Annotated in this window: 27 protein-coding genes; 20 read left to right on the top strand and 7 right to left on the bottom strand. The window is 37.4% G+C overall.

Annotation, left to right across the window (positions count from 1 at the left end):
* Positions 1–330 precede the first annotated feature (330 nt).
* From MHB53_RS23635 to MHB53_RS23650, 4 genes are all read left to right on the top strand, one after another.
* Positions 331–1,608 (top strand): ABC transporter substrate-binding protein, encoded by a 1,278-nt coding sequence (locus tag MHB53_RS23635; protein WP_340923211.1) that lies wholly within the window; start codon positions 331–333, stop codon positions 1,606–1,608.
* A 142-nt stretch (positions 1,609–1,750) separates the two neighbouring features.
* Positions 1,751–2,677: a carbohydrate ABC transporter permease gene (locus MHB53_RS23640; RefSeq protein ID WP_340923212.1), complete on the top strand. Its 927-nt coding sequence runs from the start codon at positions 1,751–1,753 to the stop codon at positions 2,675–2,677.
* Positions 2,678–2,694: 17 nt separating this feature from the next.
* Positions 2,695–3,531: a carbohydrate ABC transporter permease gene (locus MHB53_RS23645; protein WP_340923215.1), complete on the top strand. Its 837-nt coding sequence runs from the start codon at positions 2,695–2,697 to the stop codon at positions 3,529–3,531.
* Between the two features lie 441 nt (positions 3,532–3,972).
* Positions 3,973–4,539 carry a DUF84 family protein gene (locus tag MHB53_RS23650; protein ID WP_340923218.1) on the top strand — a complete coding sequence of 189 codons (567 nt, stop codon included), beginning with the start codon at positions 3,973–3,975 and terminating at the stop codon, positions 4,537–4,539.
* A 7-nt stretch (positions 4,540–4,546) separates the two neighbouring features.
* On the opposite strand, the gene MHB53_RS23655 is transcribed toward MHB53_RS23650, so the two are convergent.
* Positions 4,547–4,987 carry a YtoQ family protein gene (locus MHB53_RS23655; protein ID WP_340923221.1) on the bottom strand — a complete coding sequence of 147 codons (441 nt, stop codon included), beginning with the start codon at positions 4,985–4,987 and terminating at the stop codon, positions 4,547–4,549.
* Positions 4,988–5,128: 141 nt separating this feature from the next.
* Between MHB53_RS23655 and MHB53_RS23660 the strand changes: the two genes are divergently transcribed.
* The 3 genes from MHB53_RS23660 to MHB53_RS23670 all read left to right on the top strand — a co-directional run bounded on the left by MHB53_RS23660 (position 5,129) and on the right by MHB53_RS23670 (position 7,093).
* On the top strand, positions 5,129–5,635 hold the full coding sequence (locus MHB53_RS23660; RefSeq protein ID WP_340923223.1) for a hypothetical protein: 507 nt from the start codon (positions 5,129–5,131) through the stop codon (positions 5,633–5,635).
* Positions 5,636–5,757: 122 nt separating this feature from the next.
* Positions 5,758–6,774: a PTS transporter subunit IIC gene (locus MHB53_RS23665; protein ID WP_340923227.1), complete on the top strand. Its 1,017-nt coding sequence runs from the start codon at positions 5,758–5,760 to the stop codon at positions 6,772–6,774.
* Between the two features lies 1 nt (position 6,775).
* Entirely contained in the window at positions 6,776–7,093 is a 318-nt protein-coding gene (locus MHB53_RS23670) for a thioredoxin family protein (protein WP_340923230.1), read from the top strand.
* A gap of 265 nt (positions 7,094–7,358) precedes the next feature.
* Here MHB53_RS23670 and MHB53_RS23675 read toward each other — a convergent pair whose 3' ends face one another.
* The 4 genes from MHB53_RS23675 to MHB53_RS23690 are packed head-to-tail and all read right to left on the bottom strand — an operon-like array spanning position 7,359 to position 10,649.
* Positions 7,359–8,498: a hypothetical protein gene (locus MHB53_RS23675; protein WP_340923232.1), complete on the bottom strand. Its 1,140-nt coding sequence runs from the start codon at positions 8,496–8,498 to the stop codon at positions 7,359–7,361.
* Positions 8,476–9,363 (bottom strand): ABC transporter ATP-binding protein, encoded by an 888-nt coding sequence (locus tag MHB53_RS23680; protein WP_340923235.1) that lies wholly within the window; start codon positions 9,361–9,363, stop codon positions 8,476–8,478. The genes MHB53_RS23675 and MHB53_RS23680 overlap by 23 nt, the downstream gene beginning before the upstream one ends.
* The gene (locus MHB53_RS23685) at positions 9,347–10,099 is read right to left on the bottom strand and encodes a hypothetical protein (RefSeq protein WP_340923238.1); all 753 of its coding nucleotides are present in this window, start codon (positions 10,097–10,099) and stop codon (positions 9,347–9,349) included. The genes MHB53_RS23680 and MHB53_RS23685 overlap by 17 nt, the downstream gene beginning before the upstream one ends.
* Positions 10,077–10,649, bottom strand: a complete 573-nt coding sequence (locus tag MHB53_RS23690; protein ID WP_340923241.1) for an RNA polymerase sigma factor — start codon at positions 10,647–10,649, stop codon at positions 10,077–10,079. The genes MHB53_RS23685 and MHB53_RS23690 overlap by 23 nt, the downstream gene beginning before the upstream one ends.
* A 152-nt stretch (positions 10,650–10,801) precedes the next feature.
* On the opposite strand from MHB53_RS23690, the gene MHB53_RS23695 reads away from it, so the two are divergent.
* From MHB53_RS23695 to MHB53_RS23710, 4 genes are all read left to right on the top strand, one after another.
* Entirely contained in the window at positions 10,802–11,602 is an 801-nt protein-coding gene (locus MHB53_RS23695) for a DUF1444 domain-containing protein (RefSeq protein WP_340924946.1), read from the top strand.
* A gap of 14 nt (positions 11,603–11,616) precedes the next feature.
* Positions 11,617–12,219 carry a YtpR family tRNA-binding protein gene (gene ytpR, locus MHB53_RS23700; RefSeq protein WP_340923244.1) on the top strand — a complete coding sequence of 201 codons (603 nt, stop codon included), beginning with the start codon at positions 11,617–11,619 and terminating at the stop codon, positions 12,217–12,219.
* A gap of 389 nt (positions 12,220–12,608) precedes the next feature.
* The gene (locus tag MHB53_RS23705; protein WP_340923245.1) at positions 12,609–14,060 is read left to right on the top strand and encodes a SulP family inorganic anion transporter; all 1,452 of its coding nucleotides are present in this window, start codon (positions 12,609–12,611) and stop codon (positions 14,058–14,060) included.
* 27 nt (positions 14,061–14,087) lie between these two features.
* Entirely contained in the window at positions 14,088–14,507 is a 420-nt protein-coding gene (locus MHB53_RS23710; RefSeq protein ID WP_340923247.1) for a universal stress protein, read from the top strand.
* Positions 14,508–14,856: 349 nt separating this feature from the next.
* Here MHB53_RS23710 and MHB53_RS23715 read toward each other — a convergent pair whose 3' ends face one another.
* Together MHB53_RS23715 and MHB53_RS23720 are read right to left on the bottom strand one after the other, a co-directional pair.
* On the bottom strand, positions 14,857–15,276 hold the full coding sequence (locus MHB53_RS23715; protein WP_340923250.1) for a universal stress protein: 420 nt from the start codon (positions 15,274–15,276) through the stop codon (positions 14,857–14,859).
* A gap of 21 nt (positions 15,277–15,297) precedes the next feature.
* Positions 15,298–16,749, bottom strand: a complete 1,452-nt coding sequence (locus MHB53_RS23720) for a SulP family inorganic anion transporter (protein ID WP_340924949.1) — start codon at positions 16,747–16,749, stop codon at positions 15,298–15,300.
* Between MHB53_RS23720 and MHB53_RS23725 the strand changes: the two genes are divergently transcribed.
* The 9 genes from MHB53_RS23725 to mnmH all read left to right on the top strand — a co-directional run bounded on the left by MHB53_RS23725 (position 16,652) and on the right by mnmH (position 25,132).
* Positions 16,652–16,882 carry a hypothetical protein gene (locus tag MHB53_RS23725; protein WP_340923252.1) on the top strand — a complete coding sequence of 77 codons (231 nt, stop codon included), beginning with the start codon at positions 16,652–16,654 and terminating at the stop codon, positions 16,880–16,882. The two genes, MHB53_RS23720 and MHB53_RS23725, sit on opposite strands and share 98 nt — an antisense overlap.
* Positions 16,883–16,937: 55 nt before the next feature.
* On the top strand, positions 16,938–17,480 hold the full coding sequence (locus MHB53_RS23730) for a recombinase family protein (RefSeq protein WP_340923254.1): 543 nt from the start codon (positions 16,938–16,940) through the stop codon (positions 17,478–17,480).
* A gap of 210 nt (positions 17,481–17,690) precedes the next feature.
* A complete protein-coding gene (locus MHB53_RS23735) occupies positions 17,691–18,038 on the top strand; it encodes an ArsR/SmtB family transcription factor (protein ID WP_340923256.1) in 348 nt (115 codons plus the stop codon).
* Between the two features lie 15 nt (positions 18,039–18,053).
* A complete protein-coding gene (locus MHB53_RS23740) occupies positions 18,054–19,349 on the top strand; it encodes an arsenic transporter (protein WP_340923259.1) in 1,296 nt (431 codons plus the stop codon).
* Positions 19,350–19,375: 26 nt separating this feature from the next.
* Positions 19,376–19,795, top strand: a complete 420-nt coding sequence (gene arsC, locus MHB53_RS23745; RefSeq protein ID WP_340923261.1) for an arsenate reductase (thioredoxin) — start codon at positions 19,376–19,378, stop codon at positions 19,793–19,795.
* 133 nt (positions 19,796–19,928) lie between these two features.
* Entirely contained in the window at positions 19,929–21,638 is a 1,710-nt protein-coding gene (gene ilvD / locus MHB53_RS23750) for a dihydroxy-acid dehydratase (protein WP_340923264.1), read from the top strand.
* Positions 21,639–21,791: 153 nt separating this feature from the next.
* On the top strand, positions 21,792–22,733 hold the full coding sequence (gene cyoE, locus MHB53_RS23755) for a heme o synthase (protein WP_445661478.1): 942 nt from the start codon (positions 21,792–21,794) through the stop codon (positions 22,731–22,733).
* A gap of 253 nt (positions 22,734–22,986) precedes the next feature.
* Entirely contained in the window at positions 22,987–24,036 is a 1,050-nt protein-coding gene (gene selD / locus MHB53_RS23760; RefSeq protein ID WP_340923267.1) for a selenide, water dikinase SelD, read from the top strand.
* Between the two features lie 28 nt (positions 24,037–24,064).
* Positions 24,065–25,132, top strand: a complete 1,068-nt coding sequence (gene mnmH / locus MHB53_RS23765; RefSeq protein WP_340923270.1) for a tRNA 2-selenouridine(34) synthase MnmH — start codon at positions 24,065–24,067, stop codon at positions 25,130–25,132.
* Positions 25,133–25,142 lie beyond the last annotated feature (10 nt).

Below are 25,142 nucleotides of genomic sequence, written 5' to 3' on the forward strand. Positions count from 1 at the left end.
CATTATACATACTAAACAACGTTATGTTAGTAAATATTTAACTATTTAGCCTTATTGAAATATTTGAAATGATCTGTTGACATCTATATTTTCGGAATGCTAGTATGGTAGTAGAGTAATCATAGTAGTAATCACTGAAAACGTGATAATCAGTAATGTAAGCGCTATATTTAGGAGCGTGGATTTAAAGGAGTGCAGTTGCTTCGTCCATATTAGACTGAAATCAATAGTATTAGGAGATTACAAATGCTTATGCAATTCATAAATAATATTTGGGGTAAGTTATTTTATGAATTTGTAAGATATAAAAATATGAAAAGGGGTATCAGTATGAAAAAGGTTGCGCTCACGATTGGTTTTCTGATATTAATTATTGGCCTAGTTGCATGCTCATCATCAGGTGAAAAGGCGAGTAAGGAAGGCTCTAAAGGGTCAAAAGATCAAATAGAATTAACAATGTGGTTATGGCCTGGAATGGGTATGGATGAATACATTAAGGAGTATCAGGAATTAAATCCCAATATTAAAATTAAAGTGCAAGAGACAGAGTATGCTGATCATCACCAAAATCTGCTTACAACACTAGCAGCAGGTTCCGGAGCACCGGATATTGCTGGTGTTGAATCAGGATATATTGAAAGGTTTAAAGAAAATAATAAACATTTTTATAATTTATTAGATTATGGTGCAGATGATATTAAAGAGGATTATCTTGATTGGCGCTGGAGGGAAGCGGCTACGAATGATGGGTCGTCTGTTTTTGGAATACCGACTGATGTAGGTCCAATGGCTATGGCTTATAGGGTAGATATTTTTGAAGAAGCTGGACTTCCAACCAAGCCGGAAGAAGTATCTGCGCAAATGAGTACATGGGAAGACTATATAGAAGCTGGTAGAAAGTTAAAAGCAGCTACAGGTAAAAATATGTTTAATCATGTTGTTGATTTATATGCTGCCGCAAGAGAACAGGGAGAAAAACAATATTTTGAAGAAGATGGAACACTAATTATTGAGGATAGTGAATTAATAAAAAACGCCTGGAATTATTCAGTCGAATCGATGGATATTCATAATAATACCGAACGAGGTACTACTGAATGGTCTGCTTCATTAGCAGCAGGTGATTTCGCTACTGTATTCCTACCACCATGGATGTTACAGAATATTAAGAATGATGCGCCTGATACAGCTGGATTATGGAATATTGCACTTATGCCTGGAGGATCGGGAAACTGGGGAGGGTCGTTATTATCTCTACCTTCGCAAGGGAAACATCCGAAAGAGGCTTATGAGTTTATTAAATGGCTAATGTCACCACAAACTCAATTGAAAATCTTTAAAGATAAAGGGAACTTCCCTTCTACTCCAGCTGTTTATGAAGAGCCTGAAGTACAAAATCTGGCTGATGAGTTTTTTAATCGTGATGATTTAGGGGCAATTTTTTCTGAGGCAGCTGAACAAGTAGAATATGTTTACCGCGGACCAGACACTGGAACGATTAATACCATTATGGGAGATGCATTAAAAACGATAGCGGACGGGCAGGCCAAAGCCGGTGAAGCATGGGATAAGGCAATGGAAGAAGTTAATAGACAGGTTGAACGTTAAAAATAACTAACAAATAAGAGGCTGTACATTACTGCCTCTTATTTGAAAAAAGTTGTTATCTGTAGAAGTTTCGTTACTTTCCGTTTTAAAGTCAGTGAATTAATACTATTAATATATCGACATTTATTGTAGGAGGTATTATGTGGAAAAAAATATAGATATTAAGGAAGGCTTTAATATAAGGGGTAGGAAATACAGTCAGAAAGCGGCGGATAGACGATCTGGCTATTTGTTTATATCTCCATTCTTTATTTTATTTGGTGTATTTGGGGTATTTCCTTTATTATTTACAGCATATTTGTCATTCCACAAATGGGATATTTTAGGATCAAAGGAGTTTATTGGTTTTCGTAATTATAAACTTTTATTTACGAATGATCCATTATTTTGGAAGGCTCTAGGTAATACATTTAGTATTTGGGCATTATCAACCATTCCGCAATTAATAGCTGCTTTAGTTATTGCATTCTTATTAAATCAAGCATCTTTAAAAGGAAAAGCATTTTTTAGGCTAGGAATATTTATGCCAAATGTAACTTCAATAGTTGCAGTAGCTATCGTTTTTTCCGCCATGTTTGGTACGAAGTATGGAATTGTTAACTATTTATTATCATTTGTAGGGATTGAGCCAATTCATTGGAGCGGCTCTTATTTCGGAACCCATATTGTTATTTCAGCAATGGTGATGTGGCGTTGGATAGGCTATAATGCGATTATTTACCTTGCTGGCTTACAAGGTATATCAAAAGATTTGTATGAGGCCGCGATTATTGACGGAGCGAATAAAATGCAGCAATTAATTTTTATTACTATCCCATTATTAAAGCCTATTATTATCTTTACTGTACTTCAATCCACGATTGGAGGAATGCAAATTTTCACCGAGCCGATGTTATTTGGTGTAGGAGGTAACAATCAGGGATTAACGGTAACGTTATATTTATACGAAGAAGCATTTACAAGATTTTCATTTGGATATGCTGCAGCAATCGCATGGTTATTGTTTATTATCATTATTATTTTCTCACTTATTAATGTTTTACTTACAAAAAGAATTAGATCAGCCTAAGATAGGGGGATGATATTGTGAAGGAAGTCGGAGAAAAAAAATTACCGAAAATATTATTGTATGTATTTATCACTATAAGTACCTTAATTTCAATCTTTCCTTTTTATTGGATGTTTGTGATAGGTTCAAATACTACGAGCGATATTAATAAATTTCCACCTATAGTCATACCAGGATCTAATTTTTTAGTGAATGCAAAACAAGTATTTGAACGAATTGACTTTTTTGGTTCTATATTGAATTCATTGATCATCTCAACTGCGATCACTTTATCTGTACTATTCTTTTGTTCTTTAGCGGGTTTTGCGTTTTCTAAGTTACATTTTAAAGGGCGCGATGGAATGTTTATATTTTTGCTTGCTACAATGATGATTCCTCCTCAATTAGGGCTTATACCTAATTTTATGCTAATCAGTTCATTGGGTTGGTTAGATGATATAAAAGCGGTTATCGTTCCGGGAATGGTATCAGCATTCGGTGTGTTTTGGATGAGACAATTTATTTCATCTGCCGTTCCGTACGAGCTTATTGAGGCATCGAGAATTGATGGATGTAGTAATTTCAGAACATATTGGAATATTGTTATACCCGCAGTTCGCCCTGGATTAGCAACACTGGGAATTGTCACTTTTATGGGAGCATGGAACGATTTTTTATGGCCCCTAATTGTCTTAAAAGATCAAAGTTCTCACACAATTCAAATAGCATTAAGAACACTTAACGATGTTTATTTTACAGATTACTCAATGATTCTTGCTGGTACATTTATGGCGACACTACCTATTTTAATTGTATTCCTTCTATTTAGTAAGCAATTTATCGCCGGTATTACAGATGGTGCTGTAAAAAGTTGAAATATCTATAAAAAATATGGAGATGTAGCTGTCGAGGAATCTCGACAGCTTTTGTCTTTTTAAAACTAGGTTATTAGTAAAACACTACATTCTACACAGAATAATAATGTTTAATTAAAGATTGTATCAATGAAGGTTTTCTCCATATGATTATCCACGGCAAAAAATAAACACATCAATTATCCTTTATTTAAGGTAAACTGTTGATAACGAATTTATAGTATATTCTATTCGATGGCATAATTTGATAAAAAATAGAGAAGGATTTTGTTATTTTCGATTGAAAGTGATCAGGGGAACAATTATTATCCAATTACAGGCAGGAATGTCCAGTAATATTTTGTGGGAAATACACATCTACATTTACGGGAGAATTGTCTCATTTCAATAATATGATCTATTAATATTCAAGAAGATAGTGTATAAAAAGGAGATTAGAAAATGAACATTGCTATAGGTTCCCGCAATACTGCAAAGGTAATGGCTGTGGAAATAACATTACTGGAAGCAGGGCATTCATCATCTATTGTACAGGTAGATGCACCATCAAATGTAAGCAACATGCCGTTTTCAGATGAAGAGACAATGCAAGGGGCTATCAATAGAGCAGAATTTTGTTTAGCAAACCCTGATATAGATATGGCGTTTGGTTTGGAAGGGGGGGTTATGGAGACCAAATTTGGCTTGTTTTTGTGCAATTGGGGAGCTGTCGCGGCAAGAGGAAAAGAGACAATCATTGCTGGAGGTGCGAGGATCAAGCTGCCCGAAGAGATTGCACAACGCTTGCGATTAGGTGAAGAATTGGGACCATTGATGGATGAATACAGTCAGCGGAAAAACGTACGGTCGAAGGAAGGAGCAATAGGAATTTTCACGAATGGAGCGGTAAATCGTTCAGATATGTTTATGCACATCATGAAAATGCTCGTTGGTCAATTGGAGAGTGTGAATCCGCAAGCTGCGGGTTACACCGGAATCGCCACAAAACGTGGCGATCTCAGCAGATGATCCTTGTTTATTCAAAAATATAAGCGAGTGCCTTAATTGCTTGGTTGACGGTTTGAACGGTTGCGTTTGCTTTTCCAGATAACTCTTTGAGCGGGTGATGTAATTCAGCTGGACGAATAAGGATGAGCGATTTACCAAGTGTAATCGCTGTACTCGCGTCCATAGCAGTATTCCATTGTTTATATTTTTCACCAAAAAAGGCGATGACAAGATCAGATTTCTTCATTAACAATTCTGTTCGCAAATTATTAAAGCTCGATGCAGCTGCATCATGAAAAATTGGATTAGGTTGTGCACCTAAAATTTCCGCTCCAATTCCATCAGAACGATCATGGTCCTCCATCGGTCCAACAAATTCTACAGGAAGTTGTAGTGTTTTCACTTTTTCTTTTATTTCAGAACGCCAAGTACTATGAATTTCACCTGCTAAATAGACTGTTAACTTCATTAAAATCTCCTCCAATCTGTAATACATTTCATTCTATCATTCGCGACAGAAAATGTCCTTTCACGCCAATTTAGGGTTGTCAAGTAGTTTTTCCGAGTAGTATGATAGGTGGGAAGTCGATAAAGGAAGGGGACACTTTTTATGAACAAAATCACTGTATGTCTAATGATTGCGATAACTGTGCTCTTCATTGCTGCATGTGGCAAGTCTTTTGAAAAAGAAAAAGTAAAAGCGGAAGATCATGCTGAACAAGCCTTTTTAAATATATCACCTATAAATGAAACTTTGGATACAATAGCATTTCATTTACCTACAGGCCTTAGCATTAAAAATGAGGAGCCAAACAATATTATTTTAGAAAAAGGAACACATCCATATATCCTTTTCTACAATCCAAATGAAGACATGAAAAGTGAAGAATTATATGAGATGGAGAAAAGTAACGCAGAAAATATTGTCGTTGATAGAACATTTAATGATGATAATCGATTTGGTTATTTGATAATTATAGAACAAGGAGAAGATCTTTATGAAGTCACTGTGGGTATAGGTGGTGTTAAGGCAACGACTGAGTCAAAATTAAACAATATTGTTACAGATACTGATGTATTGATGAAAATGGTTTCTTCAGCAAAAATAAAAGAATAAATCTTTGAATAAGTACTTCCAATTTATTACTGGGAGTGCTTATTTATTTTTAAAAAGTATAGACAAAATATACACATGTCTTTACACTAGTTAAGTAGAAGGAGATATTAAGGGGGATGAGCATGAAGGGTTTCTTAACTAGAAAAGGAGTACATGTTTCCACGAAAGCATATTTAATAGATGCGCTTAGCTATATGGCGCTTGGACTTTTTTCATCTTTAATTATTGGGTTGATTATTAAAACAGTTGGGGAACAGCTTAAATGGCCATTTTTTGTGGAGATGGGTCAGTTGGCGATGGATTTGATGGGCCCAGCGATTGGAGCTGCGATTGCTTTTGGACTAGGTGCACCTCCATTGGTAATTTTTGCTGCAGTTGCAACAGGCGCAGCAGGAGCTACATTTGGCGGTCCAGCTGGTGCTTACGTGGCTGCATTGATTTCGACGGAAATAGGAAAAATGGTGAGTAAGGAAACGAAAGTGGATATTATAGTGACTCCATTTGTGACGATCTTCACAGGCTTTGCGATTGCAAAATTTGTCGGAGCGCCAATTTCAGAATTTATGACGATATTCGGTGGATGGATTGTCTGGGGAACAGAGCAAAAACCAATTCTCATGGGAATTCTTGTTGCGACATTAATGGGGTTAGCTTTGACTGCGCCGATATCAAGTGCAGCAATTGCATTTATGCTTGATTTAAATGGGCTTGCAGCAGGAGTAGCAACAATAGGGTGCAGTGCCCAAATGATTGGCTTTGCAGTTGCAAGTTACCGGGAAAATAAATTAGGTGGTCTACTTGCGATTGGTCTTGGGACTTCAATGCTGCAAGTGCCGAATATTATTCGTTATCCTCTGATCCTAATACCGCCAACAGTTGCCGGAATGATAGTAGCACCGTTTGGGGCGACTGTTTGGAGAATGACGAGTAATGCCGCGGGCGCTGGGATGGGAACGAGTGGTTTCGTTGGGCAAATTATGACATTTACAACGATGGGGTTCTCAGGACAAATTTTATTACAAGTCATTGTACTCCATATTTTAGGCCCGGCTGTGATAAGCTTAATTATATCTGAGTTTATGAGAAAGCGTGGCTGGATTAAACCGGGCCAAATGCTAATCAACACTGGAGGGAAATAAAATGGAAAAATTGCAATCAATCGAACAATATGAGGAATTGAAAAAAGAAGAGCGAACAATATTTATGTTTTCTGCGGACTGGTGCCCGGACTGTAGAGTGATCGAACCAATTTTACCAAGACTTGAAGCAGATTATCCTGAATACACATTTATGGAAGTGGATCGCGATCGGTTCATTGATCTATGTGGTGAACTTGATATATTTGGGATTCCAAGCTTTGTAGCGTTCCATAGCGGTGAAGAAGTTGGAAGATTTGTCAGCAAAGATCGTAAGACATTGGAAGAGATAGAAGATTTTATTAATGGATTATCTGAATAAATGTATGGTAGCAGTCTGATGAGTTCTCGTTAGACTGTTTTTTTATTTTAATATATATCTTGAAGGCAAGTAGAAAAGAGTAATGGCTCAATAGAGAAATAGTAAATATTGGATGTTCAAAAAGCCAATAGGAGATTCCTTATCGTTAGTTAAAATATATTTTGACTCAAGTATATTTTAACTAAAGTCTGGCTAAATTGGTATTTTAAAAAAAGAAGAAACTCCTAGTGTTAGGCAGTTTCTTCTTGAATAGATGGTGTGAAAATTAAACAGCTACCTGTTTCCTCTTCAATACCCACTTCGTCAAATAAGCGAATATGGTTGCTGTTATTACAGATAATACTACTGCGACAATTGGATAAAGGACAGGGAATCCAAACATATTATAAGTTTCAAAGGCAATGAATTGATTTTTTACTTTCATTAAATGGTAGATTGATAGATTTAAGGTACTGCTGATCCAACCAAATTCCTCCAACCATTCAAATCCAGGTACGACATCTATCACAAACGGCAAACCGAATATGAAGCCTGAAACTAGAAGTGACATCAGTATTCTTTTGCAGATGGCGGATACAAACACTATGATTAATGCCAATGCGATCGCTGCTAGAAGATGCATGGATATCATGAGTGCATAAGACTCACCTAATGTGAAGGGATATGGTGCATTGAGATGTTCATGCATAGATTGCAAAGGCGCACTCCATCCGTGCGATCCGTAACTATAGATAGAGATAGCTGCACTATAAGCGATCCATCCAATGGCTATAGAAACGGTGAAAATAATCGCAGCAAGAAGTTTGGCAGTTACTAATTTGGAGCGCCCATATTTTGAACTAAGTAAAAATTGATCCATCCCAGAACTATATTCTTTCGAAAAAATTGGTGAGATACCGATGATTAACATAAAAGCAGTAATGACAAATCCAAACGTATAAATCATATCAATCATATTGCTAGGCCCTTTTTGATAATAAAAATTGGATGTATCGACTTTCCTTAACAAATCTGTATGTATTAGTGCATTCCTTTTTTTAAATGCAGATGGGGCATCGTTTATTAATGTAGTCAGTTTAGTAATTTCTTGCTCGCGTTCCATCATTTTTTGCTTTCGGATACTAAAGGATTCGGATATGCTGTATAAAACACTATCATCAAGGCTCATATTGTATGTTTCGTCATCCATTTTTTTCTCGATTTCTTGTTTATGAACATCTATTTGCGCTAATTTATCTGCAGTAATCTTTCCTTCCCATGGCTGATATTCCTGAAGAACTGCCTGTTCTCTTTCTCGATCAAAATTAAAGCTCAAACTAATGATCCCAATCAGAAGTGCAAACAAGATATATATACTTTTCTGCCTGTAAACTTTATATAATTCAAACTTGAGCAACCGTAGCATCATAATCCTCCTCGAAAAAATACAAATATAAATCTTCTAAATTTGCTTTTGCCGGAGCGGCGGAGCTAGATGGCTGTAAGTCGCTAATGATTCGCAATTCTGCTCCAGTTTCCGTTCGAATGATGTTTCCAACTTTAAATTCAGCCTGATATTTTACGATTTCTTGTTCACTAGCTGGTACAATCCATACCTTATCAGCTATTTCTGAAAGCAATTCTTGCGGATTGCGCTTATGTAACAGCTTTCCGGCTTTTAAAATTAAAATTTCCTTGGCAATGAATTCAATGTCTGACACGATATGGGTCGATAATAACACGATTCTATCTCCGCTTATCGATGAAAGCAGATTACGGAAACGAATTCTTTCTTTTGGATCAAGTCCAGCTGTTGGTTCATCAACTATTAATATTTTTGGGTCATTTAGAAGTGCCTGGGCGATGCCAACTCGCTGTTTCATGCCACCAGAGAATGATCCGACTTTCTTTTTTCGAACATGAGTGAGATTGACAAGTTCCAGCAATTCTTCAATTTTTATTGCAGCGCTTGTTTTATCCAGCCCTTTTAAGGCAGCGATATAATGGAGAAACTTTTCTGTAGTAAAACTTTTATAAAGTCCGATATGTTGAGGGAGATAACCAATTAAGTCCCGATAGTTATCTCCGAGTTCGAAAATGTTTTTACCATTGAGTTTGATCATACCTTCTGTAGGGGTTATGATCGTTGCGAGCATTCTCATCAATGTTGTTTTACCAGAGCCGTTCGCACCCAATATCCCGTAGACACCATTTGTGAATTGGCATGAAAAATGTTCTAGTGCAATGTGATTACCGTATTTTTTTGAAAGATTGTTAATTGTTAAATTCATGATAAGCTCCTTTATTAATCAATTTCACTGCCAAGCAAATCCCGATGATTGCACAAACAAAAAGTGCGAACGATACTTGTTCAAGTATTACTAAATCAATGTTTATAAATAGATAGACACTTGAGCCCAAGGTAAGGAATGTGGCAATTAAAATTGGTACTGCAAATATGGTTTTTAAATTAATTGATAAAAATAAGCTAAGCGCAATAATAGCTGTATAAGGTGCAGCCCAATATTGTAATAAATCAATTAAAATAAGTGGTTTAGCGAAAATATTAAAGACAATGATCAGGAATAAGGTGCAAGCTAAGTTAAAGATTCCAACAATGGTAAGCTTTGAAAGGATCAAATCAGAATGTGAGAACTTAAAAGATAATTCTAACTCGATCATACCCTCGTCCCTGCTGCGAAATATGTCTATTAGCCCAATTAAGACTGGTAAGGGAGCCAAGTAGAATAGTGTCATATAGGGGTTCGCATCGATTAAGAAAACAAAGCTCAAGCCGATTGCTAAATAAACGAGATTGCTGATCCAAAAGCTTCTTGAAAATTGTAATGAATCTATAAATGCATTCCGTAATGGTGTAGGAATGAACCGGGTTAGTGGATTCTTTTTCTTATTAGGTACATATTGGTGAAGCTGCATAATTGTTTGCTCTATTTCCTCTTCATCGGGATATTCAATGCTGAATTCGGTTAGCAAATCCTCTAGTTCATGATCTTCTAACTTCTTCAATATCATCACCTCTTTGTAATATTGCTTTCAATTTCTCCATCCCTTGCCGTAGTCGGGATTTTACTGTTGAGTCATTTGTTTGCATAATATCGGCAATTTCTGTGATTTTTAATTCATGATAGTATTTCAGAATAATCGTGGTGCTCTGGTATTCTGGCAATGATTTAATTGCTACCATGATTTCACGGCGTTTTTCTTTTTTCTCGAAAATATATGGAATATTATCATTAGAATGATAGGTATCGCCAAGTTCTTCTGTAATTTTTAATACTTGAAATGCCTTTGATCGAAAATAATCAGTACAATGGTTGACTGCTAGCGTATAAAGCCATGTTTTGAATTGAGCCTTTTCCTTATAGGAATGGATGTTTTTCATCATTTTAATAAACACTTCTTGTGTTAGGTCATATGCTGTATCTTTATTGCTAGTTCTCCGATAAATAAAGGAATAAATTTGTTTATAATAACGTTTAACGAGCACTTCCATTGCGGAACGGCTACCCGCCTTAATCTCAATGATTAAATCACTGTCAGGAATCAATATTTTCACCTCGTCTATTTAAACGGATTGGTTTATGGGAAAGTTTTAAAAGAATCAATTATTATTTATATTGTACTGGAATCTTTGAGACCTGACCTATTTTGTTGTAAAATGAAATGTAGCTTAAATGCGCCCAAGGAGGGTGAAAGATGAAGAAGAAGATGAATGAGAGTCAATTAAGAAAAGAACTCGAAAATCGTCTGGAAAAGCCAGGAAGAATATTCACATATGACAGGCAGAAAGAAAGCTTGCGTATTGAAAATGAAGAGACAGGCAAGGGAATTGATGTGGCATTGTCTGGGATTGTTGCGAAATGGCATGTTCAGAAGGAAAAAGCGATAGATGAAGTCGTATATTATGTAGAAGAAGCGATCGAAGTAATGGGGAAGGAACAAAGAGTAGCTGGAAGTGAGAGGAAAGTTTATCCTGTTATTCGCTCAACATCTTTTCCAACGGAATCTGAAGACGGAATTACACTTATGACGGATGAGCATACAGCGGAGACAAGGATTTATTATGCACTTGATCTCGGAAATACATATCGCTTGCTTGATGAAGATTTGATTAAAAAAGATGGCCTGGATCCAAAAGAAATCAGAGAAATGGCTCGCTTTAATGTTCGCTCGCTTCCTGCAGATATGAAAAAAGATACGGTGGCAGGGAATGATTTCTTCTTTTTGAACACGAATGATGGATATGATGCAAGTCGGATTTTGAATGAGAAGTTCTTGCAGGAGAAAGCGGATCAGATCGAGGGTGACATGGCTGTTGCTGTCCCACATCAAGATGTGCTAATCATTGCAGATATTCGCAACGAAACTGGATACGATATTTTGGCGCAAATGACGATGGGCTTTTTTGCTGATGGAAATGTGCCTATCACAGCCTTATCTTTTATTTACGAAAACGGCAAGCTTGATCCTATTTTTATTTTAGGGAAAAATCGCAAGAAGGACCAATGAGAGGGGAAAGAAACATGAATGTATTTTATAATGAAGAGGGAATTGGCGATACGCTAATCATTACGTTAAAGGAAATGGAAAATAAAACGTTTGATCGTAAAGGTGATGTAGCTCGTATTTATGATGAAGAAACAAATGAAACTGGTGGCTTCAACATTTTTAATGCATCGAATTATGTAAAAGTTAGTACTAAAGGTCAAGTGGAGTTAAATGAGGAAATCGTTGCGAAAATCAATGATGTGCTTGAAACAAATGGCTTTGAAGAAAAAGTGGAAGCTGATTTTACACCGAAATTTGTTATAGGTTATATTAAAGCAAAAGAAAAGCATCCAAATGCGGATAAATTGAGTGTTTGCACTGTTGATGTAGGTACGGAAGAATTACAAATCGTTTGTGGTGCACCGAATGTGGATGCAGGGCAAAAAGTTGTTGTTGCTAAGGTAGGCGCAGTTATGCCAAGCGGTATGTTGATCAAAGATGCCGAGTTACGTGGTGTACCATCTAGTGGCATGATTTGTGCAGCTCGTGAATTAGAGCTTCCAAACGCCCCACAGGAAAAAGGAATTCTTGTTTTAGAAGATGAGAAATATGAAGTTGGTCAAGCATTTACGTTTTAACTTCATTCAGCAGAAGTCCCCACTTCGTAAGTGGCGGGATGAATGTAATTTACCTTATTCAGCGGGAGTGCAAACTCTGGCTGAATGAAGTGAAAGCCATCGGCGGATGTCACAGATCTTCAGAGGAAGTTTATCGAGCGAGCTCGATAAAATCTGACGCATTCCTCCGAGGCGGAATTGATTGAAAAGTGTGAGCGGATTCCGTTCACATCTTTTTTTTTGAATATACGACGATATGTAAGGGCCTTGCACATTTCATAGAGAGCATTGGAAGAATTAATGTAATATTCTTTACAACGTATGGAATGCTTACGAAAAATATGATATAATTCTTGGGTCTTGCCTTCGATGAGAGTTCGAAGTCTATTTTATTTTTAAGGGGTGTTTTTTTGCAAGTTTTATCATTTAGAGAGCAATGGTTTGGTAATATTAGGGGCGATATTCTTTCGGGGATTGTTGTTGCATTAGCCTTAATTCCTGAAGCACTTGCATTTTCGATACTCGCGGGAGTAGATCCAATGGTCGGATTGTATGCTTCGTTTTCGATGGCTGTTGTCATTGCCTTCGTTGGAGGTAGACCAGCAATGATTTCAGCAGCTACTGGAGCGATGGCGCTCGTGTTTGTGTCGCTAGTTGCAGATCATGGTTTGCAGTATTTACTAGCTGCAACCATTTTGACTGGAATTTTTCAAGTGATTATTGGTTTATGTAAACTTGCACGGTTTATGAAATTTATTCCACGTCCGGTTATCATTGGGTTTGTGAATGCTTTAGCTATTCTGATTTTTATCGCGCAACTAGGGCATTTCGTTGATGAGAGCTGGCAGATGTATGTGATGGTAGCTGGTGCGCTTGTGATCATTTATATATTCCCTAAGATCACGAATGCTGTACCTTCACCATTAGTAGCGATTATCGTCATTACAATCATTGCGATTATGACGAATAGCGATGTGAGAACGGTTGGAGATATGGGGAAATTAAGCTCAGCTTTACCGACCTTTTTGATTCCGGATATCCCATTGAACTTTGAAACTTTGAAAATCATTTTTCCGTATTCGATTTCACTTGCGATTGTCGGTTTACTTGAATCACTTTTAACAGCATCGATTGTGGATGACATGACAGATACTACGAGTGATAAAAACGTGGAAAGCCGTGGACAGGGGATCGCGAATATCGTTACCGGTTTTTTCGGTGGAATGGCAGGGTGTGCGATGATCGGGCAGTCAGTCATAAACGTGAAATATGGTGGACGTGGCAGGTTATCTACCTTCGTCGCGGGCAGTTTCTTACTATTTTTAATTTTGGTGCTCGGGGATGTCGTCGTGCAAATTCCGATGGCAGCACTTGTCGGTGTGATGATTATGGTTTGTATTGGGATGTTTGATTGGGCATCATTAAAAAGATTACGTGTCGCGCCAATGACAGATTCGCTTGTCATGGTTATAACAATAGCAACAGTATTAGTCACTGGCGATTTATCAAAAGGCGTTCTGGCCGGTGTATTATTAAGTGCGATATTTTTTGTTTCAAAGATTTCGAAAGTAAAAGTACTTACGCATGTTGCTGGAAATAATCGGGTATATCAGGTTATAGGGCAAGTGTTTTTTGCTTCTGTTGAAGATTTTATTGCAGCCATTGATTTGAACGCTTCCGAAAAAGAAATAGAAATCGACTTCAGCCAAGCACATGTATGGGACGTTTCGGGGGTTGCAGCCATTGATAAAATCGTATTAAAATTAACTGACAATGGAGCGGAGGTCAAACTTGTGGGCTTAAATAAATCAAGCTCACAATTAGTTAATAGTTTGGCGATTAGTGGAAAAGCGCAAAGCTAGTGTTTGAGAAGAGAGGTAGGGGACGAAATGTATAATAGAATATTGATCGCCGCGGATGGTTCGAAAAATTCCATGCGTGCAGCAAGAGAAGCAATGAAACTCGCTTCGTTGTCTCAAGGGACAGTCGTGGAAATTGTTTATATTATGGATTACTCCAAAGCGAAAAAAGAAGTACTCTATAGCCAGAATTCTGAAACATTAGAGTTAGAACGACGAAAACAGCTACTACCAATCGAAAATACTTTTAAGGAAGCAAACGTAACATTTACAGTGACGATGTTACATGGAGAACCAGGCCCGACGATCGTTGATTACGCGAACAAACTAAATTGCGATATGGTGGTTATTGGTAGCCGTGGATTAAATAACCTTCAAGAAATGGTGCTTGGTAGTGTAAGTCATAAAGTAGCCAAACGAGTTAAATGCCCAGTATTAATAGTAAAATAATAGTTTATTAAAACAGCTGATTCCTTGTGGAAACTAGGGATCGGCTTTTTATCTTTAGGAAGCTGTTTTAGCAAATATTTGACACCAGTTCATATGAAATGTATTGGATGTGAGGACTTTACAAATTGAACTTTCGAAAAGTGGAAGAAAGCAGTTAATAATGGAATGCGACTGAAAATCATTTCCTACATTGCGAGGGACTCTTGTTGTTAAGTGAGCTATATTCATTTTTGCCACTGATGACATAGGGCAACAAATTTATTTCAGTGCCGCCTTATACAAAATGCAATACATCGTCGGAGTTATTCAACTGTTGTATTGCATTAATTTAGTGAATTTCTTTTTACCATTACTTTACGATGAGAACAGGACAATTCACTCTTTTCACTACTTTATGACTAACACTGCCTAATACCATTTCCTGAAATGCATTGAGACCGCGACTACCAATAACTACTAAGTTGAACTTTTCATTATTTTCGTACTCGATGATTTTTGGCCATGGCTCCCCACGTAAAATTTTAAATTCGTATGATAACTTTTTCGATTTCAATAGTTCCTCAATGTGGTAAAGTTTCTTACGTCGTGAAAGCTCCAGTTCTTCTTTTCCTTGGGAATGGAGTATTTCGTTTTTTGATTTTGAAAAGTCGGCTACATACACGACATGTATTATACATTTTGTGACTAAGGAAGCGAGCTTTACTGCTTCTTTCGTTGCTCGCAATGAGTTTTCCGAGCCATCTACAGCTAATAAAACTTTTTCGTACATTTTATCACCTCTAAAAGTAGATTAATGTGTCATTAATTTTGCACTTGATTTATTATATATGGCTAGTTTATCTACGATTTTTTTACTAGATGAATCCAAACCTCTGATAGTCACAGAATTATTGTTTTCTCGGTATTTAATAACCACTTTATCAACGGCACCCACAGCGGAATCATCCCAAATATGTGCATTCGAAAAATCGATGATAATTTTCTTATCCTCAACGTTAAAATCAAATGATTCTATAAAACTCTCTACAGATGCAAAAAATAATTGACCTTCTACTTTAAATATCATCCTTTCCTTTTCTTGCCGGTTTTCTATCTTAATCTTTGAAATTTTAGCGACGAAGAGTATGGCGCTTAGGATAACACCTGCAATAACTCCTTTTGATAAGTCATGCGTGGTCACAACAATAATGACTGTTACTAACATTACAGCAGCATCGCTCTTTGGAGCTTTTCTTAAATAAGTGAACGAAGACCAGTCAAACGTGCCAATTGATACCATGATCATAATTCCTACAAGAACAGGCATTGGGATTTGTATGACCAAATCACCTAATACAATAATTAAAAAGATCAAGAACAGTCCTGCAGTCAATGTTGACAGTCTACTGCGACCTCCCGACTTTACATTAATGACAGATTGGCCAATCATTGCACAGCCTGCCATTCCGCCAAAGAAACCTGTAATGATATTGGCTATTCCTTGTCCTCTTGATTCTTGGTTCTTATTGCTTTCTGTATCTGTCATATCATCAACAATGGAAGCTGTCAGTAAAGTTTCTAATAAACCAACAATAGCTAATGCAAATGAATAAGGAAAAATAATAGCTAAAGTTTCGAATGTAAATGGAATATTTGGAATGAAAAATTCCGGCAATGATTTTGTGATTGTTCCTAAATCGCCCACTGTCCGTAATTCAACATTTGAGAATAGAGCAACAGATGTTAATACAATAATCGCGATTAATGGTGCAGGGATGGACTTGAAAAAACGAGGCACTATATAAACAATGATTAACGTAATCCCAACAAATATATACGTCATTGTCGAAATGCCAAGGAAATGAGGCACTTGGGCCATAAATATTAATATGGCTAGAGCATTTACGAAGCCAATCATAACGGCCCGCGGAATAAATTTCATTACTTTAGCGACTTTAAAAACAGCAAAGATCACTTGTATTATTCCTGTCAGAACGGTTGCTGCTAACAAGTAATTAAGTCCATACTCTTTTACTAATGGAACCATTAACAACGCCATTGCACCGGTGGCTGCTGAAATCATTCCTGGGCGTCCACCGACAAATGCAATAATAACGGCAATACTAAAAGAAGCATATAATCCCACCATTGGATCGACTCCTGCAATGATGGAAAAAGCAATTGCTTCAGGAATTAAAGCTAATGCGACAACAATTCCAGCAAGAACATCAGATCTTACATTTGAAAACCATTCTTTTTTAATTTTTCTACCACTTTGTTCTACACCTCATTTATATGATATTTTTTGGCTTTTAACTCTCATAAAAGCCCAGCACGATTTGAGTAAAATTAGTTTATCATTAAAAGCCCCAAAATGGAACCATTTTGGGGCTTGATAAAATAAATTTATGTTATGATATAGAAAACTTCTTTATGGATAGGGGAGTCTATATGTTAATAGGTTATATGAGGCCTTATCATGAGGATCTAAATTGTGAAATACAGTTGAAAAAATTAACAGTATTTAATTGTAAAGAAATTATCACAGAAGAACATCAATCTGCAAAGAAAAGAGTGCAACTTAATAATATGATTGATAACCTCAAGCAAGGTGATAAAATAATTGTTACAAAACTATTTGCAGTAGCAGATTCAACACGTCATTTAGTTGAGCTTTTAGAATTGATTGAAGAAAAAGGGTCTTGTATTCAATCGATTAAAGAGGGAATTGATACGAGCGATGTAAGTGGATATCAATTTAGTCATATTGTGAAGCACCTTGTTTCATTCCAAAGTGATGTCATTAGTGAGAGAACTAAAAAAGGGCTACGCAGAGCACAACAAATAGGTGTCACTACAGGGCGACCGAGAAAACCGGACGAAAATGTACAACGTGCGATTATTATGTATGAAAGCAAAAAATACAGTTTGGCTGTAATTAGGGATGAGACAGGGATAAGTAAAACAACTTTATATAGATACTTGGAGAGTTAAGGGAAAGGAAATCGTATTGAGTTTGGGATATACATATCTACTTCCACATCTAAACTTGTTATTTATTACTTTACTTAACGAGTTATCAAAATGGCTACCTAAGGGTGGCCATTTAACTTTGTGGATGAAGAATAATTAAATTAGAAAAACACTCTTGCTTATATAAGTATATACTTATATGATGATATTGAAGAGGAGGTGGGATGGTATATGGTCGAAATAATATCGATTGATTTGCAGCGAGCATCACAAATATTAAAGTTGCTTGGAGATAAGACTCGTTTAACGATGATGAAATTGCTCCAATCCCATGATTGCTGTGTATGTGAGTTTGTCGAGATATTTAAAATGAGTCAACCTGCGATCAGCCAGCATTTACGTAAACTGAGAGATATTGAGTTAGTGAATGAAACGCGCAAAGGACAATGGATTTTCTATTCCATTAATGAGGAGCACGAAGATTATCCGTTGATTCAAAGTGTCCTTGAACATCTCCCAGAACAAGATGGATTAATAAAAGAACTGGAAGCGCAGGGATTGCGCATTTCTTGTTGTTAAGGAGGAGAAAGAGCGTTGGTTTCAGTTATTACAGCATCATTGATTTTTCTAATAACGCTTGTTTTTGTTATTTGGCAGCCTAAAAATTTATCTATTGGATGGTCTGCATGTATTGGTGCAATCGTCGCTTTGATAGTCGGAGTAGTTGATTTTCAAGATGTGATTGACGTTACAGGTATCGTATGGAATGCGACACTTGCTTTCGTTGCTATTATTATCATCTCATTGATTTTAGATGAAATTGGATTTTTTGAGTGGGCTGCCCTACATATGGCTAAATTAGCTAAAGGTAGCGGTATTCGCATGTTTATTTATGTGAGTATTCTAGGAGCTGTAGTTACTGCTTTGTTCGCAAACGATGGGGCTGCACTTATACTAACTCCAATCGTACTTGCAATGGTTCGAAATTTAAATTTTAATGAAAAAATGATTTTCCCTTTTATCATTGCCAGTGGTTTTATTGCGGATACGACTTCTTTACCACTAGTTGTGAGTAACTTGGTCAATATTGTATCAGCGGACTTTTTCGATATCTCCTTTGTTGAATATGCATCTCGAATGATTGTACCGAATTTATTTGCATTAGTTGCGAGTATTTTAGTGTTGTTGTTATTTTTCGGTAAAAGTATCCCTCAAAATTATGAAGTAGCAAATCTAAAAAAAACAAAGGATGCTATAAAAGATATAAAGTTGTTTCGTCTCGCTTGGGTAATATTAAGCGTATTACTTATTGGGTATTTCTCTAGTGGGTTTACGGGGTTGCCTGTATCTATTATAGCTGGGATTACAGCCATATTCTTTATGATTATGGCACAAAGAAGTCCTGTGGTTCAAACGAAACAAGTACTTAAAGGCGCACCTTGGGCCATCGTCTTCTTCTCTATCGGGATGTATGTGGTTGTCTACGGGTTGCGGAATGTTGGTTTGACGGGTGTGTTGGCAGATGTAATCCAAATGGCTGCAAATCAAGGATTATTTATAGGAACGATATCGATGGGCTTTATAGCTGCGATTTTATCGTCAGTCATGAATAATATGCCTACGGTCATGATCAATGCCCTAGCAATAGCGGATACCAATACAACAGGAACTATTCGTGAGGCTTTGATTTATGCAAATATCATCGGTTCGGATTTAGGACCGAAAATCACTCCGATCGGTTCTTTGGCCACCTTGTTGTGGCTGCATGTCCTGTCTCAAAAAGGTGTAAAAATTTCTTGGGGTACCTATTTTAAAATAGGTATCATCTTAACAATACCTACACTTCTTATTACACTAATAGGTTTATATGTATGGCTATTAATCATATAAAAAACACAGAATAGGGGATTTTCATCATGTCAAAAAAAACACTATATTTCTTATGTACAGGTAACTCATGCCGTAGTCAAATGGCGGAAGGTTGGGGTAAAAAGTATCTTGGCGAAGAGTGGCAAGTTCTTAGTGCAGGAATTGAAGCTCACGGAGTAAATCCGAATGCTTTGAAAGCCATGAATGAGGTTGGCGTTGACATCTCCAGTCAAACTTCTGATATTATTGATCCGCAAATCTTAAATAATGCAGATTTTGTCGTTACTTTATGTGGGGATGCTGCAGACAAATGTCCGATGACACCACCTCATGTAAAACGTGATCATTGGGGATTTGATGATCCTGCAAAAGTAGAAGGAACAGATGAAGAGAAATGGGCGTTCTTCCAGCGTGTACGCGATGAAATTGGTGCAAGAATTGAACGTTTTGCAGCAAAAGGAAAGTAATAGAATAAGTTGTGAGTAGGTGTTTGGTTTTATACAAGCACCAATCTCCCTTTATAATATTTTGATTATTCTTTAATTCAAAAACTTGAAAAAACAGCTGGGTTATGAGTGAATAAGGTAAGTGAGTAAATACATGAGTAAGAAAGGGCTGATTTTTTTGTTTAAGGACTTACGTATTCGTAGTAAGGTAATTAGTGAAGGTGTTAATCGTGTGCCAAATCGTTCAATGCTACGGGCAGTTGGCTTTACGGATGAGGACTTTAAAAAGCCGATGATTGGGATTGCCAGTACATGGACGGAAGTAACCCCTTGCAACGTACATATTGATGAATTAGCTAGGGAAGCAAAAGCAGGTGCCGCCAAAAATGGTGGTGCACCAATGATTTTTAATACCATTACAGTTGCTGATGGTATTGCAATGGGACATGAAGGAATGTTTTACTCTCTCCCTAGCCGTGAAATCATTGCAGACTCGATCGAAACCGTGATGAATGGGGAAAGGCTGGATGGAATTGTTGCCATTGGTGGTTGTGATAAGACAACGCCTGGGTGTGTGATGGCAATGGCGCGTTTGAACGTACCTGGAGTTTATGTGTACGGCGGGACGATTCAACCCGGAAAGTTAAATGGGGAAGACCTTGATATAGTTTCATCATTTGAGGCAGTTGGTCAGTATCAGGAAGGACTTATTGATGAAGATCGGTTGTACCAAGTCGAATGTCATGCATGTCCTGGTGCTGGTGCATGTGGTGGAATGTATACAGCAAATACAATGGCATCAGCTGTGGAAGCATTAGGGATGAGTATTCCGGGTTCCTCATCGACACCTGCCATTGCCAATTACAAGCAGCAGGAATGTAGACAAGCTGGTGAGATGGTAATTGATCTATTGGAAAAGGAAATCTATCCACGTGATATTATGACGAAAAAAGCTTTTGAAAATGCAATTACCATTGTAATGGTTCTAGGTGGTTCAACGAATGCAATTTTACACTTAATAGCAATGGCCCATTCTGCGGGCGTGGAATTAGATTTAGATGATTTTGAACGCATTCGCTTAAAAGTTCCACATCTTGCTGATATGAAGCCAAGCGGTAAGTATGTTATGCAAGATTTGTATGAAGTAGGTGGAGTCCCTGCAGTAATGAAATTATTGCTCGAACATAGGCTTTTACATGGCGACTGCTTGACTGTAACAGGAAAGACAGTGGCAGAAAATCTGGCGAACGTTCCTGATCTAAAAGAAGGACAGAAAATCATTAGACCGCTTAATGATCCACTCAAAAAGACAGGGCCACTTGTCGTTCTCCGTGGAAATCTTGCTCCAGAAGGAGCTGTTGCGAAAATGTCTGGACAAACAATCAGTCGTTTTGAAGGTCCAGCACGTGTATTTGATAGTGAAGAAGAGGCTGCAAAAGCGATCACGGATAATCAAATAAAAGCGGGCGATGTTGTAGTCTTACGTTATCTTGGGCCTAAAGGCGGACCAGGAATGCCTGAGATGCTTTCGCTTACAGCGATGATTGTTGGTAGGGGACTTGGAGGGAAAGTTGCACTTATAACAGATGGTCGTTTTTCTGGTGGCTCACATGGTTTCGTAATCGGTCATGTATCACCAGAAGCCCACGTCGGTGGACCAATCGGCTTATTACAAAACGATGACATCATTACAATTGATAGTGATACCCAAGAAATTAACTTTCATGTGACGGAAGAAGAGCTGAATAGACGTGCGGAAAAATGGACCAAACCTGCACCAAAACATAAGACAGGTATGCTTGCAAAGTATGCCCACCTCGTTTCTTCATCTTCAAAAGGAGCAGTTACTGATTTAGACCTATAATCTTTGTGACAAAAAACTGTCGAATATGTCGACAGTTTTTATATTTGGGGAAGAAGGATGGGCAAAAGTGTTTATCTTTGAGGAACAATAATGCTATATTAATAGTATTATTGCGTATGATTTTTTTGTGCGACTTCTTAGGGGTGTATATTAGTGGACAAAGATGGGATACTTTCCCAACATGAGGTTGAGAAAGATATATTATTAAAAACAGGAGATTCTCCTACTTTTATTTCTGATTTGAAGGCATTATTTAAGTTGAAAGTACTAATCCTTAATGTGTTACCTGTCTTTTGTGGATTTTGGTTAGCCCTATATTTCAATGATGTTTCTTTTAGCGTCAATTCAGTTACATTTTGGCTTACAATGATAGGAAGTACATTGGTAATGGCTGGTGCGCTTGTTCTCAATAACTGGTATGATGTCGATATTGATACAGTAATGGATAGAACGAAAAAACGACCAACTGTTACGGGGCATATCTCACTGAAAGTTACATTGTGGCTAGGAATAACCTTAAGTGTACTTGGATTAGTTTTGCTACTTTTTACTACCGTTGAGGCTGCAATATATGCATTTGTGGGGTGGTTCACCTATGTCATATTGTATACAATGTGGTCAAAGCGCAAATATACACTTAATACTGTAATTGGAAGTGTTTCCGGTGCTGTTACACCATTAATTGGCTGGGCTGCCATAGCGCCTAGTTCACATATTGTGCCAATAGTGCTAGCACTTATTATATTTATATGGCAAATGCCACATACATTTGCTATAGCGATGAAAAAGTGTGATGAATATAAACTAGCTGGGGTTGCGATGCTTCCAGTTGTACACGGATTTGCTTTTACGAAGCGACAAATAGTTGTGTATGTCGCATTCTTACTGCCATTTCCACTTTTTCTTGAACCGCTAGGTTTCATATTTATTATTACAGCTACATTGCTAAATATTGGTTGGTTAGCTTTGGCGATAAAGGGCTTTTTTACGAAAAATGACCTAAAATGGGCGCACATGATGTTTCTTTATTCTGTTAACTATTTAATGATATTGTTTATAATTATGATCGTTGTGACATCGCCAATTTTGAGGTAGTAAAAAGTACCTATCTCAAGTGAAGATGTTTTTTAAGCTATCGGGATTTCCCGGTAGCTTTATTATTGTTTAAAGCCAATGGCTCTCCGGTTCCTTTTTACAACAGGTCAACATCGAATAGTTCACGATCTCCATTCTTTCTTTATCTCAGTTCATTCACATTATAAATATTAAGCAGAAGCGCCTGGGAAACATATAAAGTTTGATTTATAATTAGTATATAAGAAACCCTAAATAGAAAGGATGATCCTAAATGACTCAGTTTGAATCAGTTAAACTTACTTCTTTATCAACGAAAGGCGGTTGCGGATGCAAGATTGGCCCCGCTGATTTATCGGAGGTGATTCGTATGCTTCCTCCTGCTGCTCCAAATCCTAATTTATTGGTAGGACTGGATACAAGTGACGATGCAGGAGTATACCGACTTAACGAAGAATTAGCGATTGTACAAACACTAGATTTCTTTACACCAATTGTAGATGACCCATACTCATTTGGACAGATAGCGGCTGCAAATGCTCTTAGTGATATATATGCGATGGGAGGTAAGCCTCTGACCGCACTTAATATTGTTGCTTTTCCCATTGCGACACTGGATAAAAAGATACTTGCGGAAATTATGCTAGGTGCTGCGGATAAGCTCCAAGAAGCAGGAGCGACACTTGTCGGAGGGCATTCCATTGATGATAAGGAGCCTAAATTTGGACTCGCTGTCACAGGTTTGGTTCATCCGCAGAAAGTAAGAACTAATGCGGGGGCAAAGCCAGGGGATAAATTAATATTGACGAAGCCTATTGGTGTTGGTATTTTGACTTCTTCCATCAAGAATAACTTGTTATTTGAAGATGAAATTACTCATGTCACAAAAATCATGGCGACATTAAATAAAACCGCAGCTGAAACAATGGAGGCATATACTGTCCATGCATGTACAGATGTTACGGGATTCGGCCTTTTAGGTCATACTTCCGAAATGGCGAAGGGCAGTGGAGTGGGGATTCGCATCATAAAAAACCAAGTACCCGTCCTTGATAGAGTGAGAGAGCTTGCCGAAAAAGGTGTAATCCCTGGTGGGACAAAAAATAATTTTGCTCATTTAACAGGTTCTGTTACTTTTCCGGAGACAATGGACCAAATCGACCGTTTGATTTTATGTGATGCAGTTACTTCAGGAGGACTTTTGATAAGTGTAGCGGGAGCTGAAGCTGATAAAATGGTAACTGAATTACAGACTGAAGGGGTAGAGGCACGGATTATTGGCGATGTGATAGAAGAGCAGCACGGTCATGTTGTCGTGGAATAAGTAAAATAAGAGAGGTGGAAAGAGACCATTGTTTAGCTCTGTAACCATTGAACATTTAGTAGCATTGGAAAACAAAAATAAAATGACTATCATTGATGTAAGGTCGCCGTCAGAATATGCGAATTCCACGATTCCAGGTAGCATTAATATTCCTATCTTTGATGATAAAGAACGGGCAGAAATTGGAACTTTATATAAACAAGTCAGTTCTGATGTAGCCCAAGAGCGTGGGCTTGAAATTGTTTCTGCCAAGCTTCCTGCTTTCGTTAAGCAATTTAAAGAAATTGAAGGAGAAAAGACCGTCTTTTGCTGGCGGGGAGGAATGCGGAGCAAGACGACTGCCACCGTGCTGGATTTAATGAATATCCATGTAAATCGCTTAGATGGTGGTGTAAGAGCATACCGGAAATGGGTCGTGGATAGGCTAACCAATCTGAATTTTACACCAAAGGTATATGTTCTTAACGGATATACAGGAACTGGAAAAACACTCATCTTGAGAAGGCTGGAGGAAGAAGGCTATCCCGTGTTGGATTTGGAGAAAATGGCCAACCATAGGGGGTCGATCTTTGGACAAATTGGCCTTGAACCGCATAACCAAAAAACATTCGATTCACTTTTAGTCGAACAGTTGCAGCAATTACAGCATTCACCTTATGTTTTGTTTGAAGGAGAGAGCAAAAGAATCGGTAAAGTGGTATTGCCTCCCTTGTTTAATGAGTTAAAGGAGGAAGGGTTCCAACTCATTATTCAAATGCCAATCGAAGAAAGAACACGCCATATTTTAGAGGATTATTGTCCTTGGGATCATCATGAAGCATGCATGGAGGCGTTCCGAAAAATAAAGCTTCGTATTCATACGCCAATTGCAGCACAAATTGAGGAGTCATTGCGATCAAAAGAATATGCTTTAGCAGTTAACTTGCTTCTTGAACACTATTATGATCCGCGTTATGAACATACTGCAGAAAAGTATTTAGAGAATCAAAAAATGAATTTGCAAGTTGAAAATGTAGAAGAAGCTATTCAAGCGATAAAAGAAGTCATTAGTCAGAGTCCTGAAAATGTAAATAATCTTAGAAAAATAAGGTCGTAATAGATTTTAA

Source organism: Bacillus sp. FSL K6-3431 (genome assembly GCF_038002605.1).
Classification (GTDB): domain Bacteria; phylum Bacillota; class Bacilli; order Bacillales; family Bacillaceae_C; genus Lederbergia.